The organism is Nitratireductor sp. StC3 (assembly GCF_003015025.1).
Classification (GTDB): Bacteria; Pseudomonadota; Alphaproteobacteria; order Rhizobiales; family Rhizobiaceae; genus Mangrovimarina; species Mangrovimarina alexandrii.
In genome coordinates this window covers 43,436-63,075 of record NZ_PYBP01000012.1, presented here as the reverse complement: position 1 = coordinate 63,075, position 19,640 = coordinate 43,436, and the positions used below count along the sequence as shown (strand labels likewise).

Annotated in this window: 17 protein-coding genes; 6 read left to right on the top strand and 11 right to left on the bottom strand. The window is 64.2% G+C overall.

The genetic code is table 11. The features are described from left to right. Positions 1-9: 9 nt before the first annotated feature. Entirely contained in the window at positions 10-1,371 is a 1,362-nt protein-coding gene (locus C7T96_RS20335; protein WP_106573098.1) for an FAD-binding oxidoreductase, read from the bottom strand. A gap of 109 nt (positions 1,372-1,480) precedes the next feature. Here C7T96_RS20335 and C7T96_RS20330 point away from each other — a divergent pair, with 109 nt between their 5' ends. From C7T96_RS20330 to C7T96_RS20310, 5 genes are all read left to right on the top strand, one after another. Then, entirely contained in the window at positions 1,481-2,152 is a 672-nt protein-coding gene (locus C7T96_RS20330) for a GntR family transcriptional regulator (protein WP_106573097.1), read from the top strand. Positions 2,153-2,195: 43 nt separating this feature from the next. After that, positions 2,196-3,176 carry a TAXI family TRAP transporter solute-binding subunit gene (locus tag C7T96_RS20325; protein WP_106573096.1) on the top strand — a complete coding sequence of 327 codons (981 nt, stop codon included), beginning with the start codon at positions 2,196-2,198 and terminating at the stop codon, positions 3,174-3,176. Positions 3,177-3,252: 76 nt separating this feature from the next. Continuing rightward, positions 3,253-5,847 (top strand): TRAP transporter permease, encoded by a 2,595-nt coding sequence (locus tag C7T96_RS20320; RefSeq protein WP_106573095.1) that lies wholly within the window; start codon positions 3,253-3,255, stop codon positions 5,845-5,847. Continuing rightward, positions 5,840-6,265 carry a universal stress protein gene (locus C7T96_RS20315; protein ID WP_106573094.1) on the top strand — a complete coding sequence of 142 codons (426 nt, stop codon included), beginning with the start codon at positions 5,840-5,842 and terminating at the stop codon, positions 6,263-6,265. The genes C7T96_RS20320 and C7T96_RS20315 overlap by 8 nt, the downstream gene beginning before the upstream one ends. 50 nt (positions 6,266-6,315) lie before the next feature. Further along, positions 6,316-7,479, top strand: a complete 1,164-nt coding sequence (locus C7T96_RS20310) for an FAD-dependent oxidoreductase (RefSeq protein WP_106573093.1) — start codon at positions 6,316-6,318, stop codon at positions 7,477-7,479. A 106-nt stretch (positions 7,480-7,585) separates the two neighbouring features. Here the strand turns inward: C7T96_RS20310 and argE are convergent, their stop codons facing one another. The 7 genes from argE to C7T96_RS20275 form a co-directional block, all read right to left on the bottom strand. Beyond that, positions 7,586-8,734, bottom strand: coding sequence for an acetylornithine deacetylase (gene argE, locus C7T96_RS20305; protein ID WP_106573092.1), 1,149 nt, complete (start codon positions 8,732-8,734; stop codon positions 7,586-7,588). Between the two features lie 36 nt (positions 8,735-8,770). After that, entirely contained in the window at positions 8,771-10,057 is a 1,287-nt protein-coding gene (locus tag C7T96_RS20300) for a TRAP transporter large permease (protein ID WP_106573091.1), read from the bottom strand. 12 nt (positions 10,058-10,069) lie between these two features. Then, positions 10,070-10,636 carry a TRAP transporter small permease gene (locus tag C7T96_RS20295; protein ID WP_106573090.1) on the bottom strand — a complete coding sequence of 189 codons (567 nt, stop codon included), beginning with the start codon at positions 10,634-10,636 and terminating at the stop codon, positions 10,070-10,072. Positions 10,637-10,707: 71 nt separating this feature from the next. Beyond that, positions 10,708-11,733 (bottom strand): TRAP transporter substrate-binding protein, encoded by a 1,026-nt coding sequence (locus C7T96_RS20290; RefSeq protein WP_158264429.1) that lies wholly within the window; start codon positions 11,731-11,733, stop codon positions 10,708-10,710. A gap of 547 nt (positions 11,734-12,280) precedes the next feature. Continuing rightward, a complete protein-coding gene (locus C7T96_RS20285) occupies positions 12,281-13,555 on the bottom strand; it encodes an aminotransferase class V-fold PLP-dependent enzyme (RefSeq protein ID WP_106573088.1) in 1,275 nt (424 codons plus the stop codon). A 17-nt stretch (positions 13,556-13,572) separates the two neighbouring features. After that, complete coding sequence (locus tag C7T96_RS20280; protein WP_106573087.1) at positions 13,573-14,586, bottom strand: glutamate cyclase domain-containing protein; 1,014 nt, start codon at positions 14,584-14,586, stop codon at positions 13,573-13,575. Continuing rightward, complete coding sequence (locus C7T96_RS20275; protein WP_199190529.1) at positions 14,583-15,596, bottom strand: aminotransferase class I/II-fold pyridoxal phosphate-dependent enzyme; 1,014 nt, start codon at positions 15,594-15,596, stop codon at positions 14,583-14,585. The genes C7T96_RS20280 and C7T96_RS20275 overlap by 4 nt, the downstream gene beginning before the upstream one ends. Here C7T96_RS20275 and C7T96_RS24255 point away from each other — a divergent pair. Further along, positions 15,573-15,776 carry a hypothetical protein gene (locus tag C7T96_RS24255; RefSeq protein WP_199190528.1) on the top strand — a complete coding sequence of 68 codons (204 nt, stop codon included), beginning with the start codon at positions 15,573-15,575 and terminating at the stop codon, positions 15,774-15,776. The two genes, C7T96_RS20275 and C7T96_RS24255, sit on opposite strands and share 24 nt — an antisense overlap. Positions 15,777-15,844: 68 nt before the next feature. Here C7T96_RS24255 and C7T96_RS20270 read toward each other — a convergent pair whose 3' ends face one another. Genes C7T96_RS20270 through C7T96_RS20260 form a run of 3 tightly spaced genes read right to left on the bottom strand, consistent with a single transcriptional unit; the run spans position 15,845 to position 19,612 of the window. After that, a complete protein-coding gene (locus C7T96_RS20270) occupies positions 15,845-17,332 on the bottom strand; it encodes an aldehyde dehydrogenase family protein (protein ID WP_106573085.1) in 1,488 nt (495 codons plus the stop codon). 1 nt (position 17,333) lies between these two features. Then, positions 17,334-18,224, bottom strand: coding sequence for an NAD(P)-binding domain-containing protein (locus tag C7T96_RS20265; RefSeq protein ID WP_106573084.1), 891 nt, complete (start codon positions 18,222-18,224; stop codon positions 17,334-17,336). Positions 18,225-18,235: 11 nt separating this feature from the next. Then, positions 18,236-19,612 (bottom strand): aminotransferase, encoded by a 1,377-nt coding sequence (locus C7T96_RS20260; protein ID WP_106573083.1) that lies wholly within the window; start codon positions 19,610-19,612, stop codon positions 18,236-18,238. Positions 19,613-19,640: the final 28 nt, after the last annotated feature.

Here is a 19,640-nt window from a genome sequence, read left to right as displayed (position 1 = left end):
CCCGCGCCGTCACAGCACCCCCTTGTTGGCGGCGCGCAGGGCCGACAGCAAGCCTGGGTCCTGATAGCGGCGCAGGGAAAAGCCGTCCGCATAATCGGGAAGCGCGCTGCCGGCCATCCAGGCGGCGCAGAGTTCGCCGGCCGCGCAGGCCGCCATCGTCCCGAATCCCGACAGAGCGCAGTTCATGAACGCGCCGTCCGGCCCCATCGGGCCGATCAGCGGCCAGTTCTCGCCGGTCATGGTGTACCAGCCGCCATAATGATGAATGCTGCGCGGCAGCCGGCCATAATAGGCCTTGAGCGCCGGGGACAGGCGCGCCGCGCCACGCAGCACGATTTCGGGAAAATTGTCGTGACGCTGCTGTTCCCAGGTGGCCTGGGCCGGGGTCTCGTTATAGGCCCAGCCGAGCTTGACCCATTTGCCGCCGTCGCCGCCGTCGGGGCGGCAATGGATCGCGCCGGGCATGGGGTGTGCCAGCCAGGCAAAATCCGGATCCTCCAGCAGCATCGCCCGTTCTTCTTCGGACCAGTCGATCGTCTGGGCATCGAGATCGATCGAAAACGGGAGCGTGCGCGGCACGGCGCCCAGATGGTCCTCGAATGCGACCTTTTGCTGGAACGTGCTGTGGACGGGCAGGTCCACGCCCAGCATGGCGGCGATCTTGTCGGCGAACGGACCGGCCGCGTTCACGATCCTGTCGGCCTCGAGATGCCGGATCCCGTCCGGCGTCGCGACCTCGACGCGGAATCCGTCTCCGGTCGCGATGTCGCGCACTTCGCCGAGCAGGCGCTCGGCGCCGGCCTCGCGCAAATAGTCCAGCATGTACATGCCGAGCTGCTGGCCGCTGATGTCGCCGCCGCGGCGGATGTGAATGACGGTCTCGACCTGCGGGTCGTAGCTCGGGAAGCGGTCGCGAATGAGCGCGCGGTTTTGCAGGATGTCGACGCCGTCGGGAACGCCTTGCCAGTCGGGCTTGTCGAACGATGCGTAGGTCGGGGCGACGTCCTTGGTGTGATAGCGCACCAGGCGGTCGGCCTCGTCGCCGAGCCCGTCGTGCAACTGCGCGACGATCGCGTCGATGTCGCTGCCGCGCGTGGCCAGGGCGTAGCCGCGCCTGTTCATGTTGATCCGGTTGCCGCTGTCGCGGGCGATGTCTTCCATCAGGTCGATGCTGCGATTGGTGAAGGCCACCATTGCGGGGTGCGGCCACCAGTTGCGATAGTTCTCGCCCGACTGGGCCGATGTGAACGCCATCGGCTGATCCCGGTCCACCAGCACGATCTTCGGCTGGTTCCGGGATCGGGCGAGATAATAGGCCGTCGCAATGCCGATAATGCCGGTTCCGATCACGATCGTTGTGGGCGAGGACATGGCTGGCGGCTCCTGCTGTGCAATTCGGGACGCGCGAGACGATCTTTGCGCCGGTGTTCGTATTCTCCATTGACAAAATAGTATACGATTTGCAAGGATCAAATCCGAAATGGCAAACGTAAACCACACTCAGGCCGGCGCAAAGCGCGCGACCAGCGCCTCGGATCCGATTTACGCGGACATCAAGGCGCGGATCCTTTCCGGCCGGCTGCCTCCAGCGACCCCGCTGCGCCAGGACGAAATCGCGCGCAGCCATGGCGTCAGCAAAATTCCCGTGCGCGAGGCGTTGCGCCGCCTGGAAGTCGAAAACCTGGTCGTGTTTGAAAAGAACAAGGGGGCCACCGTCCGCTTCTACACCGAAACGGAGATCCTCCAGCTTCTCGACATCCGCATCGCGCTTGAATGCCGGGCGCTGGAACTGGCGGTGCCGAACATGATCGCCGCCGATTTTCGCGAGACGCAGGCGCTGCTGCGGGACTACGCGCAGAAGGTCGAGGTGAGCGAGTGGAGCCGGCTCAACGTGCAGTTCCATCAAATGCTCTACGAGCCATGCGGCAATCGGCAGTTGCTGGCGATGATCGACGATCTCCAGCAGAAGCTGGGCCAGTATTTGCGGCTGCTCGTCACCGAGGCCACCGGCCTCGAGCGGCCGATGCGCGAGCACCAGGACATACTCTCCGCCTGCATGGCGGGCGACGTGGACGCCGCCGTCGCGGCGCTGCGCGCGCATATCGAGGCGACCAAGAAAGAAGTCGCGGCCTTCTTGAGAAGAGGTGCCTGAAAAAAATGCAAACCGGATCAAGCAATCGGCAAGAGGAAGCCAGATGAATATAGTTTTTAAGATCGCACTTGCTGCCGGCGTAGCCGCGCTCACGGCCTCTGGAGCGGCCGCGCAGGAACGCCAGTTCGTCAATATCGGCACGGCTGGTATCGGCGGCGGCTATTATCCCACCGGCGGTTTCATCTGCAATGTGCTCAACAAGAGCCGTGAGGCGCAGGGCCACAATATACGCTGCACGGTCGAATCTACGGGCGGGTCGGTGGCCAATCTGCGTTCGATGGCGGCAGGCGACCTGAATGTCGCCATCGTCCAGTCGGACTGGCAATACCATGCCTTTAACGGCTCCTCCGTCTTCGACGCCAATGGCGCGAACGAGGATCTGCGCTTCTTGTTTTCTCTGCATATCGACACGTCCCATCTCGTCGGACGGGCGGATATGGAGTTGGAAAATTTCTCCGACCTGAAAGACAAGATCGTCAATATCGGCAATGCCGGCTCCGGTCAGGAGGCGAGCATGGTCGCGGCGCTGGCGCGTTACGGCACCGATCCGGATTCCTATTTCGGTCAGGCCACGCGGCTGACGTCGCGCGAACAGGCACAGGCGCTGTGCGACGGCAAGATCGACGCCTTTTTCTACACCACCGGTATAACGGCTTCGTCGATCACCGAGGCGACCAACACCTGCGACACCACGGTCATCAACTGGTACGACGACACGATCGCGGCGATGATCGAGGAACTGCCCTATTTCTCGAAATCCGTGATCCCGGCGGGCACCTATAAGGGCCAGGACAAGGAGGTGACGACCTGGGGGCTTACCGCGACCCTGATTGCGACCGCCGATACCGACGAGGAGGTCGTCTACAATCTGGTCAAGGCGGTGTTCGACAATTTCGAAGACTTCAAGGCCCAGTCGACGCTCTATGCCCATGTGAACCGTGACGGCGCGGTCGCAAATGGCCGCTCGGTCCCCTACCACCCGGGCGCCGAACGATATTTCCGCGAAGTCGGCCTGCTGAAATAACAAGGGCGGCAGATCAGGAAGAAGACGAACGGGTGCTCTCAGTGGCACCCGTTCTCGTCAGCGCGGGAGACATCGGATGAACGCGAAGACCCAGCAGGACGATCTTGACGACCTGATTGCGGAAAACGACACCGGTGCGCGCGCCCCGTCCGGCACTGCGCGCGCGATCCTGTTCGTGGTCGCGCTGTTCTGGCCGCTCTATCAGCTTTACGTGGCCTCTCCTCTGCCCTTCGTCACCGGGATCGGCCTGATCGACGACAGCCAGCAGCGCGCACTGCATCTGGCTTTCGCGCTTTTTCTGGGGTTTCTGACCTTTCCCGCCTTTCGCTACTCGTCGCGGACCAGAATTCCCGCGCATGACTGGCTTTTGGCCGCGCTCGCGGCCGGATGCTGCCTCTACATTTTGCTCTTTTACCGCGACGTGGTCCAAAATGCCGGCGGTGTGCGCACCACCGCCGAAACGACCGTATCGATACTCGGCATTCTCCTGGTGCTGGAGGTTACCCGCCGGGTGCTCGGCCTGTCGCTGGTCATCGTGGCCGCGGTGTTTTCGGTCTATGTTTTCCTGGGGCCGCTGCTTCCCGACCTGATCTCGCATCGCGGGTTTTCCCTGAACCGCTACGTGGATCATATGTGGCTGACGACCGAGGGTGTCTTCGGTCTGCCGCTCGGGGTGTCGAACAGCTTCATCTTTCTGTTCGTCCTGTTCGGCGCCCTGCTCGACAAGGGCGGCGCCGGCAATTTCTTCATCAAGCTGGCCTTCTCGATGCTCGGCCATTTGCGCGGAGGGCCGGCGAAGGCCGCCATCGTCTCGTCCGGCCTCACCGGGCTGATCTCCGGCTCGGCCATCGCCAATGTCGTAACCACCGGCACCTTCACCATTCCCCTTATGAAACGGATCGGCTTTTCGCGCGAAAAGGCCGGCGCGATCGAGGTCTCGGCTTCGATCAACGGGCAAATCATGCCGCCGGTGATGGGGGCGGCCGCGTTTTTGATGACCGAGTTCGTCGGCATCACCTATTACGAGGTCGTCGTGCACGCGTTCGTGCCCGCGATCGTCAGCTATATCGGCCTGTTCTACATCGTGCATCTCGAGGCGGTGAAGGCCAACATGCCGGTGCTGGCCAGGGTCCGCGAAAGCTCGCTGCTGCGCCAGATCTGGAGCTTCCTGTTCGGGTTCGGCCTGGTGGCGCTGGTCGCCGGGCTGGTTTACGTGGCCGCCAACGGGATCGAGCTTTTCGCCGGCGACTACGCCACGCCCGTCGCCGGCCTGGTGATGGCCGCGCTTTACCTCTGGCTGCTCAAGGTCGCGTCCGGATATCCGCAGTTGGAGATCGACGATCCGAACGCGCCGCTGGTGACGATCCCCGAGCTGAAACCGACGCTGATGGCGGGGCTTCACTTCGTGCTGCCGATCGGTGTTTTGGTGTGGTGCTTGATGGTCGAACGCCTGTCGCCGGGGCTCGCCGTCTCCTGGGCGATTGTCGTGATGGTGGCGATCATGCTGACGCAAAAGCCGATCACGGCCTATTTCCGCGGCCGGAAAAGCGAGGCGTTGGGCCCGTGCCTGCGGGAAGGCGGGGCGGACCTCGTCGAGGGTCTGATCTCGGGATCGCGCAACATGGTGGGCATCGCGGTGGCGATGGGCGCGGCCGGCATCATCGTCGGGGTCGTCTCGCTGACCGGCCTCGGCCTGTTGATGACGGAAATCATCAACGCGGTTTCCGGCGGCAACGTCATGATCATGCTGCTGTTCACGGCCATAATGTGCGTGGTTCTGGGCATGGGGCTGCCGACGACGGCAAACTATATCGTGGTCGCCAGCGTCATGGCGCAGCCCCTGGTCACGCTCGCGGCCCAGAACGGGGTGGTGATCCCGCTGTTTGCGGTGCATCTGTTCGTCTTCTATTTCGGGCTGATGTCCGGCACCACGCCGCCCGTTGCCGTCGACAGTTTCGCCGGCGCGGCCGTGGCCCGCTCGGACCCGATGAAGACCAGCGTGCAGGCCTTCTACTACAGCCTTCGCACCGCCATCCTGCCATTCATCTTCGTCTTCAACCCGCAATTGCTCTTGATGAATATCGCAAGCTGGTGGGGCGCCGTGCTGGTCATCGTTTCGTCGACGATCGCTATGTGCGCGTTCGGCGCGGCCACCCAGGGTTATTTTCTCGTCAAGAGCCGGCTTTGGGAGAGCGCCGTGTTGCTGGTGGTCGCCTTGTCGCTTCTGCGGCCGGGCTTCTGGCTGGACCTGGTGCAACCGCCCTTCGAGGCGGCCGAGCCGGCCTCGATCCACGAGATCGTCGCCGACGCCGAAGACGACGCCCAGCTGCGTCTGCTGATGGAAGGGGAGAATTTCAGCGGCGACATGATCCAGCGCGTGATCGCGATTCCGCTCGGCCGGGCCGGCGCATCCGGCCAGGATCGCCTGCGTGAGGCGACTGGCATGGAGATGCGCATCGGCGATGACGGGGTTTATGTCGACAATGTCGACTTCAACAGTCCCGCGCAGCAATGGGGCGTCGATTTCGGCTGGAAGGTGCTGGAGGTGGAGCGCCCGTCCGCCCGCGTGGCGAAAGAATGGTTCTACGGCCCCGCCTATGCCGTGCTCGGGCTGATCGTGCTCCTGCAAATGGGGCGGCGGAACAAACGCAAGGCGTTGCCCGATGTTTGACAATATCCTCGTCCCGGTCGACCTCGACCATCCGCGCGTCAACGACAAGGCCATGAAATCGGCTCGGCAGATCGCTCTCGATTACGACGCCGTGCTGCATGTGTTGAACGTCGTTGCGCCGCTGGACAGTTTCGCCTCGACCTTTTTTCCGAAGGATTTTTCGAAAAGGCTGACCGAGGCGGCACGGGCGCGTTTGCACGACTATACCGGGCAGGCCGGCCTTGAAGGCCTGCAGGTGCATCACATCGTGGCCCATGGCGCGATCTACGATCAGATCCGGTCAATGGCCGAGACGGTGAACGCGGATCTGATCGTGATGGCCTCGCACCGTCCCGAGCTCGGCGACTATCTGCTCGGACCCAATGCGGCCAGGGTTGTGCGACACGCGACATGTTCGGTCATGGTCGTGCGCGAGTAGCCGGCCTGGCGCCGCGAAGGGAAGAATTCGAAACTGTCGAGACAAATGTGATGAAAACGGACGTTGCAATCATCGGCGGCGGAGCGATCGGCGCGGCCGCGGCCTATTTTTTGAAGACGCTCTCGCCCGCGCTCGACGTCACGGTGATCGAGCGCGACCCGGGTTATGGACAGGCATCGACGCCGCGTGCTTCGGGAGGTGTGCGGCGGCTGTTTTCCTTGCCTGAAAACATCGCGCTTTCGAACTACTCGATCCCGTTTTACGAAAACTTTCCCGAGACGATGGCGACCGAGAACGGCCCGGCCGAGATCGGCTTCAAGAAGCAGGGATATATCTTCATCGTGCCGCCGGCCGAAATCGACGTGCTCAAGGCCAATTACGATACCGAGCTCGGCCTCGGCTGCAATGTGGTCTGGCTGGAGCCCGACGAGATCAAGGCGCGCTTTCCATCGATGTATGTCGGGGATCTGGGCGCGGCGGTGCTGTCGCCCGACGACGGCTGGCTCGATCCGTATGCGGTGCTCATGGGCTTGCGCAAGAAGGCGCAGGCGCTGGGCGCGGTTTTTCTGGCCGAGACGGTGACGGGAATGGAGCGCGGGGCGGCGACGGTGACGGCGGCGCTGACCGACAAGGGCACGCGCATCAAGGCCGACCATTTCGTCAATGCCGCGGGCGCGTGGGCCAAGGATATCTGCGCCATGCTGGATTTTGCGGTGCCGATCGAACCTCTGCGCCGGTTCGAGCACTATTTCGAATGCGAGGACGAGATCGAGGCGCTGCCTTATCTCAAAGACCCTGAACGGCTTGCCTTCCGGCCGGAGGGCAGGGGCTACTCCGGTGGCGTGCCGACGCTCGAGGAACCGCGCGGCTATAATTTCGAGGCCGACCACGGCTATTTCGAGCATGTCGTCTGGCCGGCTCTGGCGCACCGCTTTCCGAAATTCGAGCGGACGAAATGCAAGGCCACCCTGCCGGGGCTCTATGACCAGAACGATTTCGACGGCAACGCCATCATCGGCCCCGGCGCCGATGGTCTGGGCAATTTTCACATGGCGGCCGGCTTTTCCGGCCACGGGCTGATGCACGCGCCGGGCTGCGGGCGGGCGATCGCCGAACTGATTGTCAAAGGCGGCTACGAGACGATCGACCTGACGCGGTTCGGATGGCAGCGCCTCGCGGACGGAAAACCGTTGCCGGAGCGTGGCATCATCTAGACCGCCTGCAATACGGTGGGCCCGAAGCTGGCCGCGCCGGGCCGAAGGGCAAACGGCCTCACTCCGCTTGTCCTTGACGACGCGCGACGCCCCGCTCCGGCGCGGTTCAGCACATCTGCCTTATCAACCGCGATAAGAGCAGATCGCATTGGCCAAGATCGGAAAGCGGCAAGAATTCGTCCGGCTTGTGGGCCTGCTCGATCGAGCCCGGGCCGCACAGGACCGTATCGATTCCTTGGCCCTGAAACAGGCCCGCTTCCGTCGCATAGCCCACGCATCTGACCTCGCGGTCTCCAGTCAGCGCGCGCACCAGCCGTTCGGCGCTCGAGTTCGTATCGACGGCCAGGGGCGGGATGTCGAAATCGGTCGTCGTGCGTATCGACGAGCGCGGGCCGACGGCCCGCATCTCGGGCAGGATGACGTCCTCGACCCAGTGCGTGAACCTATCGACGATTTTTTGCGACTTGGTTCCCGGCAGGGTTCGGATATCCCAGCAGAACGCGCAATGGCGGGCGATGATCGATGGCGCCAGCCCGCCCTGAACCATGCCGACATGGATGGTCGTGTAAGGCGGCACGAACGCCTGCTGCAGCAGGCCCGGCCGCTTTTGCGCCTCGGCCATCTCGGCCAGGCGCGCGATCAGCCGGCCGGCAGTCATGACGGCGGAGACGCCGATGTCGGTGCGCGCGGAATGGGCTTCTTGCCCCTCGACGACGGTGTTGAGGCGGCGCATGCCCTTGTGCCCGGAAACCACGCGCAGACTGGTCGGTTCGCCGACGATGGCCCAGTCCGGCCTGGGTAGGTCCGCTCCGATCTTGGCGACGAGTTCCAGCGCCCCGGCGCAGCCGTTCTCCTCGGTGTGGGTCAGGCAGAAATGAATCGGGCGTTTCAGCGGCGCGGCGATCATTTCGGGCAGCATGGCCAGAGCGGAAGCGCAAAATCCCTTCATGTCGCAAGTGCCGCGGCCGAAGAGCCTGCCGTCCTTCTCGACGAGGCGGAACGGATCGCTCGACCATGGCTGGCCGTCGACGGGCACGACATCGGTATGGCCCGAAAGGCAGACGCCGCCCTCGGGCGCGCAATCGCCGACGGTCGCCCAGAGATTTACGAAGCCCGCCTGCTTGCCGGGCATGATTTTCGGCTCGATGCCATGGGCGCGGAACCAGGCCGCGACGAAATCGATAAGCCCGGCATTGGGGCGATCGAACACGGTGTCGAAGGCAACCAGCCGATCCAGCATTTCCAGCGAGTTCATCGGGCCGATCCGAAACGAAACCAGGTCATGACAGCCTCAGGAGCCCAGATAGTTGGGCAACCACAACGCGATCTCGGGAAATGCGATCAGCAGCACCACCATGATCAGCATGGTCAGCACGAAGGGCAGCGCGCCGATCATCACGTCGTTGAAATTGATGTCGCCGCGAATTCCCTTGATGACGTAAAGATTGACGCCGATCGGCGGCGTGATCAGCGCCATTTCCAGAAGCACCATCAACAGAATGCCGAACCAGAGCGAATCGAAGCCGAGCGCGAAGACGATCGGCGCGATCAGCGGAACCGTCGTCAGCATCATCGAGAAGGTCTCCAGGAAGCACCCCAGAATGATGTAGAAAATCACGATGGCGATGATCATCTGCAGCGGGGAGAAGCCGAGGGATTCGATGAAATCGGTCAACTCCCGGGTCATGCCGGTCGCGGCGAGCACGAAGTTGAGGAAGATTGCGGCGATGATGATGAACATGATCGTGCCGGTGGTGCGCATCGTCGACACCAGCGCGTCGCTCAGCATCTGCACGCTCAAGGACCTGTAAAGCGCGGCAAGGCCGATGGCGCCGGTAACGCCGAGGGCGGCGGCTTCCGTCGGCGTGGCAAGGCCGGCGTAGATCGAGCCGATCACCAGGGCGAAAAGGAAGAGCGGCGGCCCCAGATCCTTGAGAAGACGGAAGCGCATGCGCCATGTCGTCTCGATCCTGGCGCCGTCCCACGACGGACGCAGCGTGCATGCGATCACCACGATCAGCATGAACAATCCGGCTAGCAGCAATCCCGGAATGAAACCGGCAAGGTAGAGCTGGGGCACCGAGGTGCCGGTCAGCAAGCCGTAGACGATCAGGTTGATCGACGGCGGGATCAGGATGCCGAGCGTGCCGCCGCTTGCCAGGGTGCCGAGAAACAGGCGCCGATTGTAGCCGAAACGGTCGCATTCCGGCAGCGCGACGGTTCCGATGGTCGCGGCGGTCGCGACGCTGGAGCCGGAGGTTGCCGCGAACATGGCGCAGCTTCCGATATTGGTGTGCATCAGCCCGCCCGGCAGCCACGACAGCCACTGCGACAGCGCATTGTACATCCGCCCCGCAATGCCCGCCCGCAGGATGATCTCGCCGAGCAGAATGAACATCGGCACGGCCACGATCAGGAAGTCGTTGCTGCTGCGCCAGAATATCTCGCCAAGCGCGCGGTCGAGCGGCACCGGCGAATAGAGCCAGCCGATGCCGAACCCAAGCAAACCGAGCGATGCGGCGATCGGCACGCTGAGCACGATCAATGCGATCAGCGCAATTCCAGTGGTCTTCAGCATCGTGTTATTGCCCTACATGACCGAATTTTGACCGTCTTCGCCATGATCGGACGCGCTTCCGGCGATCAGGAAGACGCTGTCCAGGTCGCGGCCAAGCAGGGCGGTGAACAGCCGCGCAAGCGAGACCAGATAGGCGAAGGTGTACCAAACGAGCCCCATCAACCAGATCGATTGGGGCACAATCAGCGGCACGCTGAGCGGCGAGACGGAGCGTGAATTGCGCGCCACCGTCTCGATCACGACCCCGCTCGCGCGATAGGTCAGCAGCAATATGAAGGCGCCGAGCAGCACCATGCTGATCACATCGAGGACGACGCGGCCGCGCCGCGGCAGCATCCAGTAAAACGAGTCGACGCGGATATTCGCCCGCCGGTGGAGGCAATAGGGCAGCGACCATGCAATGCCGATGGCAAGCGCATAGCCCGACAGCTCATCGGCGCCGCCGAGCGTCCATCCAAGCAGGCTCCTGGTGACAACATCGATGGAAACCATCAAGGCAGAGCCCAGGATGACCAGGCCCGCGAGCTTGGCGAACATGAGCGAATAGCGCCTCATGACGATGTCGAGTTTTGTGATCATGGGCCAGCCGTGTCATCGGGAAGAGGACGGGGCGGCTCGGGCCGTGATCGCCCGAACCGCCCGCATATGCATTATTGCTGAGCCGCCGCCGACAATTCCAGCACGGTGCCGACGGAGCCGTTCCATTCGGCTATGCAGTCCGCGCCGCAGCGTTTTGCCCAGCCGGACAGGACGTTCTGTTCGACGATTTGCTTGAGCTTTTCCAGATCGGCATCGCTGGGGACGACCAGCGTCATGTTCTGAGCCTCGCCGAAGGAGCAAGCGCCGTTACCGGTGTTGCAGTTGATGCCCTCCTCGTCGGCCGACTCCGCAAAGGCCCAAGCCTTATCCTCAAACCGCCTTGCCTGGTCTTCGATGAGTTTTTGGGCATCCGGGGTCAACGTGTTCCAGGTGGTGTTGCTGACGGCCAGAAACAGGCTCGAGCCCTGCGCCGCCTTCAGCGTGTAGAGATGCGTCGCGACCTCGTACCATTTGGCCGTGTAGCCGGAAAGCGTGCCGGTGACGGCGCAGTCGACAACGCCGCGCTGCAACGCTGTCACGACCTCTGCGAAATCGATCGAGGTGGGGATGCCGCCCATTCCGGTGACCAGATCCGATAGGGCGCGGTTGTAGACGCGGACCTTCTTGCCCTGGAAATCGGCGATCCCCTCGATCGGTTCGCGGCAATAGAAGACCTGGGTCGGTTCGCTGTAGATCGCCAGCAGCGTCGCATCGAAGGTCTGATCGAGCTCGCGCGCCAGGATCGGTCGATAGGCGTCGACCGCCTCGCGGGCCTGGCTCCAGTTCTGGATCGCGCCGGCCGGGTCCACGCCCTCGAATACCGGATTGTCTCCGGCGACATAGGTGAAACCGGCATGAACGAAATCGAACAGGCCGAGCTTCAGCATGCGACCGACATCGAAGCCGTCAAGGCCGAGTTCGTCGACGGGCGTAAGCTGCGCGGTAAGCTCTCCGCCGGAGCTTTCGGGCAGCGTTTCTTCCCACAGAGGCTGCTCCGAATTCTTGTAATGCGGCGCGTTGCTCCAGTTTCCGATCACCTTGAAGTTGTGGTTTCCGTAATCCTGAGCCGAGGAAATACTTGACGAATAAGTCATCATCGCCATTGCGCCGGCAAAAATAAAGGCGCATGAGCGTTTTGTACGCAATGATCTCATATCAAACCCCCTATGGTTGTGTTCTTTCTTGCTTGGTTTCATTAGCCGACGGGCATATTTCCTCCCAAGCCCAATTTTTAACCTATTGGCATATTGGATGAAAACAATTGAAAAAATCCATCAATTATGTGAAGATGATTCACTCAGCGGGGCGCGCAGAGGAATACGCACGAGACGAACGAGACGAACGCGAGGCCGGAAAAGCACATCCCGTTGGGCATCGTATGGCGCAAGCTGTGCAAGCGGAAAAGCGGCGGCGCAATTTTTTTTCAGGCGCGTTGAACGCCGCACCGGCCATCGTGCCGAGGCGGCCGGTTCGGCAGGCCGCAACGCCCGCAACGCCCGCAACGGCTCATATGCGGTTGAAGGCGGGTGGGCGCCTGGGGGGCCGCGTCCGGGTCGGGCGGATCGGCCGCGCGCCGGTTTCGTCACCCGAAGGCACGGGGCGGAAAAGCCGGCCCGGGCGGATGCCGGCCACGGACCGAACGCATTACCGGGATGCGGCGGAGCGTCCGTTTTGAATGTCCTGCAAGGCTCCCAGCAATTGCGTGACCTCGCGCTCGGTGTTGTAGTGGCACAGTGAAATTCGCACGCAATCGCCCAGGCCGAGCGGTTCGAGGACGTTGCCGCTATAGTGATCGGCCTTGCGGGTATGGGTGCGAATGCCCTGCTCGTTGAGCCGCGTCACCACATCAGACGAGGCCATGTCCGCCACCACGATGGAAACGAGGCCCTCGCGGTCGGGATTGTCGGGACCGGCCAGGATGGTGACATGGTCCATGGCGGCCAGTCCGGGAAGATTTCCCGTGCCGTTGATCATGATGTCGGTCAGGTGCTTTTCATAGGCCTTTATCGCCGTGCCGGCGGCCTCGATACGGGCTCGGCGATCGCTCGACTGGCACAACTCGCCGCCGAGCCAGTCGAAATAGGCGACGACGTCCGACGTGGCGGCGTAGGCGCCGGTGTCGCGGGTTCCAAGCTCCCAGCCGGTCGCGGGGCCGTTTTGCAACATGTCGTGGGGAAGGGCGCTCAGCCGTTCGGAAATCCAGGCGACGCCGTAACCGTGACGCGAAAAAACCTTGTAGGGCGAGATGGCGTAGCCGTCGACCCCGTACCCGTCTATGTCGAGCAGCCCGTGGGCGGCGTGCTGGATGCCGTCGACGATGATCATGCAATCCGGCGCGACGTCGCGCACGGCGCGGGCGATGGCGGCGACATCCATGCCGATACCGGTGACGGGGGAGGCGTGCAGAATGGTTGCCACCGCCGTGTCGGGCGTGACGCGGCGGCGATAATCGTCGGCGGTCACGGCTCCGGTCCGGTTGTCGTGCGGGACGTTGACATAGGTCAGGCCGGCGATCTCGGCCCACCGGCGCGCCGCGCTCCGGCTTGCGGGGTGCTCGATCGACGAGCCGATCACGGTCGATCCCCGCGCGGCGTTGACGCAGGCCGTGCGGATCATGCGGAACAGAAGTTCGGTACCGCTTTCGCCGACGAAGAACTGTCCCTTGGAGGCGTTCATGAAAACGGCAAGATCCGACTTTGCCCGCGCGATAATGTCGACCAGGGCGTGGCTGGCCGGGTTGTCGCGTCCCTGGTTGTCGGGGATCGCGGCGAATTTCGCCGAGGTCTGCACGACGCTCTTGAGCGTCAGCGCGCCGCCGGCGTTCTCGAAAAAGATGCGAGGCCCCTGGAACGGGCAATCGTCCACATGGGCGAAACGGTCGCGGACGGCGTCGATAAGACCAGGTTTGGTATGAAGCACTGCGGTGGGTCCTTGTTCTAGAGCGTGTGCGCGACGATGGTCCGGCACAATTCCGCGATTGCTATATGGCTTGCCCGCGGAAATCCGTCGACCGCGTCATCGATGATCCCATGGGTGGAATTGATCAGGCCGTTGGCAACCATTGTGTCGAGCAGCCGAGTTTCGCGTTCGGGTGTGTGAAGCAGTCTGGCGTCGCGCGCGCGTGCGGCCATCGCCGCGGCGATCGCGGTGCATCCCCAGTTCGAGCAGGCTGCCGTCACCAGCACGTCGCAGCTTGTCACCGCGCCGATGCCGCCACCGCATCCGCACTGGCATTGCGCGCCGTAGGGGACATGGGCACGCACGTGATCGGCGACTTTGCCCATGCCGATCTCGTTGCCGCCATCGCCGACAGCCACGACCGGGATGGCGCGCTTCAGGCCCTCGTCGAAAAGCAAGTCGACGCGCGCGCGGCCCATGCCGTAGTCGATGCCGCGCATGGAATGGTAGACGCCGTGCGTGTTCCGGCCCACGCGTTCGGTCGAAAACAGCAGGTCCGGCCCGAGCCGGTCGAGCAGGGCAGGGGCGGCGGTGCGCCCGGCATCGTCCTCGGTGGGAAACGGCATCATGACGACGGTGGCCAGGCTCCGGTCGGATCGGGCGATCGCGGCCTGCTTGTGCGTGACCGGCGACAACCCGGCCGCGACCATGACGGCGCGAATGGCCGGCAGCAAGGACGCCTCGCACAAGACGATGCAGGTCGCGTTGCGTGCCAGAACGAGCGCGCGCACGATCGCGGCCGCGCCCGAGGGGCCGTCGTTTTCGCCGATCGCCGGCGAAATCCACGCGCGCGAGACCGAGCCGGTGGTCACGACCACCGTCCCGCCCTCCGGAACGGCCATCAACGCCTCGGCCGCGGCCCCGACCAGCGCGCCGCCCTGCAGGTCGCGGGCGGCGGCAAACAGCGGTTCCACGCCGCGTTCTCCGATGTCGATGGTGACCAGCCTGTCGAGGCGCTCATCTAGGCGCGTCTGCGTCGTCTTAGCGTTCATATGTCGCCTCCGAACAGGAGATTTGCGAACCATGCGCGGTCTTCAAGATGCTCCGCGACCGTGCCCATGGCGCCGGTCAGGCCGTCGGCGATCCTCTCGGCTCCGCCGGCCCGCGCCAGCGCGCCCGAAGTCGGTTTCAGCCGCATGGAGACGCGGCCGCCGGGCTGGCCATGGGTGTTGACGGTGACGATCCCCAGATCGCGCAGCATCAGCATGCCGATCGCCGCCGTCGTCTCGGCGGGGACACGCGCGGTCCGGGTTTGTCCGGCCAACTCCAGCACTTTGGCGTGCAGGTCGTTTTCGTCGAGTTTGGGGCCGAGCGCGGAGCGCGCGACGATGCCGCCGCCCAGCTTTTCCTCCAGCACGGTGGCAAGGTCCTGGCCGTCCTGGGCCTCCTGGACGAGAAGTTCGGGCGCGAAGGCCTGCAGGCTGCGCATGGCGCCGACGGAGATCGGGGCACGGGCCTCCATGCCCAGTTCGCTGGCGCGCGCGACGACCGGAACGATCATGTCCGGCCTGCCGCACAGCACGCCGGCGCGCGGACCGGAAAGGCCGGCCTTGTCGGCGTTGGTTATGACCAGATCGGCGCCGAGACGGAGCGATTTCGCGCCGCCGCACAAGACAGGCCGGAACCGGGCGCCATAGGCCTCGTCCATGAAGCTTATCGCCTTCGCCGTTCTGGCCGCCGCGATCGCCGCGCGGGTCAGATCGTCGGGCAATACCGAAAGTTCGGAGGTGACGGTGGTGACGACGAGAAGGGCGGCACCGGTTTCCGTCAGCGCCCGCTCGACGCCGGCCAGGTCGTGGACCTCGTGCAGCGCAACGCCGGCCAGCCGCGCCCCGCGGATCACCGAGGCATGGGAGCGGTCGCCCGCCGGCACCAGGGAAACGACCGGGCGATCGTTCGAAAGCGCCAGGATGGCGGCGACGTTTCCCGCGCTGGTCCGGTTGATCACGGCGGCCTGCTCGTCGCCGGTGCCGCCAAGATGCGCGACGGCGATCCGGCGCAATTCCTCGCCGAACAGGCCCGGACCGATCCATTCCTCGCAAAAAACGTCAAGATCGTCGCGTTTTACCGGGAAAAAACGCAGATTTCCGGTGAAAATTGCAACTTTTTCGACACCTTCACGGGCAACGAAGGCCTTTGCCACGTGCCCCGCCCGTCGCAGGCGCCGGACCTCGTCCGCTGAGGATGCCAACACCTGGCCACGGGCGTAACCGACGTTTTCGTCGATCGAATTGCCGAACCGGTCCACTGTCATTGATCGGCTTCCACGTTGACCGTCACGTTCTTGCGATAGGTATAGGCTTCAAGCGCGCCTTCGATGGAGTATTCGCTGCCGATGCCTGATTGCTTGGTGCCGCCATAGGACATTCCGGGAATTTGGCCGCCGCCCTGATTGACCTGAATCCAGCCGGCATCGAGGGCGCGCGTCATGCGCATGATGCGGCTTGCGTCGTGGGTGAACAAAAACGCCGCGAGCCCGTAATGGGTATCGTTGGCCATGGCGATCGCCTCCGCCTCGCTCTTGAAGGGGATCGCGACCATGACCGGTCCGAACACCTCCTCGCGCACGATGCGCCAGCCATTGTCGACGCCGGCGACTATCGTGGGAAGCGGATGGAAACCGGCCGGATCGGCCGCGGGCGTGCCGCCGAGCAGGAAACGGGCGCCTTGCGCTTCGGCTTCGGCGACATAGCGGCGAACCTCTTCGTAGCGCTCGGCATTGATGATGGCGCCGACATCGGCCTCGTCGTCGAGGGCGTCGCCGACCTTCAAGGCCGCAGCCTTGCGGACCACTTCGGGCATCAGCACGTCCCAGATGTTTTCATGCACGAACAGGCGCGATCCGGCGGTGCAGCTTTGACCCTGGCGGGCAAACCGCATGGCGTTGGCGACCTGTTGCGCGGTCGCGTCCAGGCGGCCGTTTTCGACGGCGTCGGGGAAGACGATGGTGGGCGATTTGCCGCCGAGCTCTAGCGTTAGCTTGGCGATACGATCGGCGGTCGCATGGCCGACGAGGCGGCCGACCTCGGACGATCCGGTGAACGATACCTTGTCGACGCCGGCATGGGCGGCCAGGCAGGCGCCGGCCTCCTCGCCGAGCCCTGTGACCACGTTGAAGACGCCGGGCGGGAACAGGCCGTGTGCGAGTTCCGCCAGCTTCAATATTGCGAGCGGGGCGTCCTCGGCCGGCTTCAGGACGAGGCAATTGCCGGTCGCGAGCGCCATGGAAATCTTGACGGCACCGAGCTGCAGGGGCGAATTCCAGGGAATGATGGAGCCGACGACGCCGTGGGGTTCGCGCGTCGTGTAGCTGAAGAGGCCGGGCCCGAGCGGCAGTGTCTCGCCCTTCTGCTCCACCGCCACGCCGCCATAATATTTCAAGACGCCGGCCGCGCCGAGCGCCTCGCCGCGCGATTGGGTCCGGATCGCGTTGCCGGTTTCGGCCGCCAGCAGGCGTGCGATCTCCTCGGCGTTCGCCTCCAGCCGGCGGCCCAGTTCGAGCAGGCGGGCGCCGCGTTCGCTGGCGGCCAGGGCGCGCCAGGCAGGCTGGGCGGCTTTGGCCGCCGCGACGGCCAGGTCGATCTCGATGCCGGTGCCGCGTCCCACCTGGCATATCGTGCTCCGGCGCGAGGGGTTTTCGATGTTCAAGGTCCGGCCGTCGGCCGGCCGGTGCCAGGCGCCGTTGATGTAGGAACCGGCCAGGCCGTCGGTGGGAAGCGTGTAGTCGAGAAGCGGCATGTCAATCGTCCTGTGGGCAGGGAGCGCCGGTGCGCAGGGTTCGGTAGTAGGCGGAAAAATCGAGACCGCCATCGGCGCCGTCCGCGAAGTCCGTGAAGGCGTTGGCGGCGAGCGCGCCGAACGGCGTCGTCTGGCCGCTGGAGCGGGCCGCTGCCTGGGCAAGGCGCAGATCCTTGGCCATGAGCTGCGCGGCAAACCCGGGCGCAAACCCGTTTGACGACGGCGCACTCGGAACGATCCCGGGGATCGGGCAACGGTTTTCAAGCGTCCAGCTCTGTGCCGCCGCGCCCGCGCACAGCGTGTAGAACTGCCCCAGATCCAGATTCATCGCCTCGGCGAGCGCGAAGCCTTCCAGCACGGCCATGGCGGTGATTCCGCAGATCATGTTGTGGCATGCCTTGGCCGCCTGGCCGGCGCCGGGAGGGCCGAAATGGTTGATCTTCTTGCCGAGCAGCTCCAGCACCGGCCAGGCGCGCGCGACATCCCGGTCGCTGCCGCCGACCATGAAGCTCAAGGTTCCCGATCCCGCGGCCTGGGGGCCGCCGGAGACGGGCGCGTCGATCTGGGGCAGGGAGCGCTGCGCGGCCATTCGATTGAGCTCGCGCGCGGTATCGACGTCGATCGTCGAACAGTCGATCAGCACCGTTCCCGCCGCCGCGCGGTCAAGGATCAGCCCGGTATAGGTGTCGCGGACATGCTTGCCTTCCGGCAGCATGGTGATCACCACCTCCATGCCCGACAGATCGGCATCCTCCGGCGCGCATGCACCCTCGAACCGGGATCGTGCCTGCGCGCTGCCGTCCACGCCCAGAACGGCGTTGCCGCACGCGGCCAGATGTCGTGCCATCGGCAGGCCCATCGCGCCGAGGCCAATCACCGCCAAAGTCGTCATGATCCGTCTCCCTAGATTTTTTCGCGGACGATGTTCCACGCATCGTCGAGTGCGAGCTTGAACCGGTCGACGGCGATGTCGATTTCCTGTTCGTTGATGATGAGCGGAGGCATGAAACTGATGCGGTCGCCGATGGCACGCAGGTAGAGCCCGCGGTCGTGGGCGAAGTTCTGGACCAGTTCGCCGACCTTCCAGGCCGGATCGAACGGCTCGCGCCGCACGGCGTCGCGCATCAGCTCGAACCCGCAGAACAGGCCGACACCGCGCACGTCGGCGACCAGCGGATGGTCGCTCAAGGCCTGGCAGCGTTCCAGGAACCGCTGCGAAACGCGCCGCACGTGGCCGACCAGGTCGATCTCCTCGTATATGGCCAGCGTTTCCAACGCGACCGCCGCGCCGACGGGATGTCCGGCATAGGTGTAGCCGTGCCCGAAAATGCCGACCTCGTCGGCATTCGTCATCATCTGCGCATAAAGCTCGTCCTTAAAAAGCAGCGCGGAGATCGGGAAGAAGGCGGCCGACAGCGCCTTGGCGCAGCTCACCATGTCGGGCTTGAGGCCCCACGTGTCCGAGCCCCACATATTGCCGGTCCGGCCGAAGCCGCACACCACTTCGTCGGCGACGAAGGTAATGTCGTATTTGCGCAGCACCGCCTGCATCTGTTCCCAGTAGCCGGCGGGCGGCATCAGCGCGCCGCCGCCGGAAATCGCCGGTTCGGCGAAGAAGGCGGCAATCGTTTCAGGGCCTTCGGCGAGGATGAGCTCCTCGAAGCGTTGCGCCATGCGCGCGGAAAATTCCTCCTCGCTCTCGCCGTCGATGTGGAAACGGTAATAGTTGGGCAGTTCGGTATGCTTGAACTCGGGCAGCGGCAGGCCGAACTTGGCATGCATATGCGGCTGCCCGGACAGCGAAACGGTGGCGACCGTATTGCCGTGATAACCGCGGATGCGCCCGATGATCTTGCGGCGCTGCGGCTCTCCGCGCGCGGTGCTGGCGTACCAGAGCAGCTTGATGGCGGTGTCGTTGGCCTCCGAGCCCGAGCACTGGAACAGGGCGCGGGTCATGGCGCCGGGCGCCAACGCCGTCAACCGGGCGCTCAGTTCGGCAACACGCGGATGGGAGCGATTGTAGAAAGTGGGCGCAAACGGCAGGGTGTTCATCTGCCGCTTGGCCGCTTCGGCGATGCGCTCGTTGTGATAGCCGAGGCTGACGCAGCCCAAACCCGAGAAGCCGTCGATGATTTCGCGGCCCTCCGCGTCGTAGATGAACACGCCCTGGCCGCGATTGATCAAAGTGGGGCCGTGTTCGGCATGGGCGCGCAGATTGGTCTGGGGGTGCACGTGATGGGCGATATCCTGCGCAATGGTCGTCTTGACGTCGACGTTCATGAAACGGCTCCGGTACGAAAGTGATGAT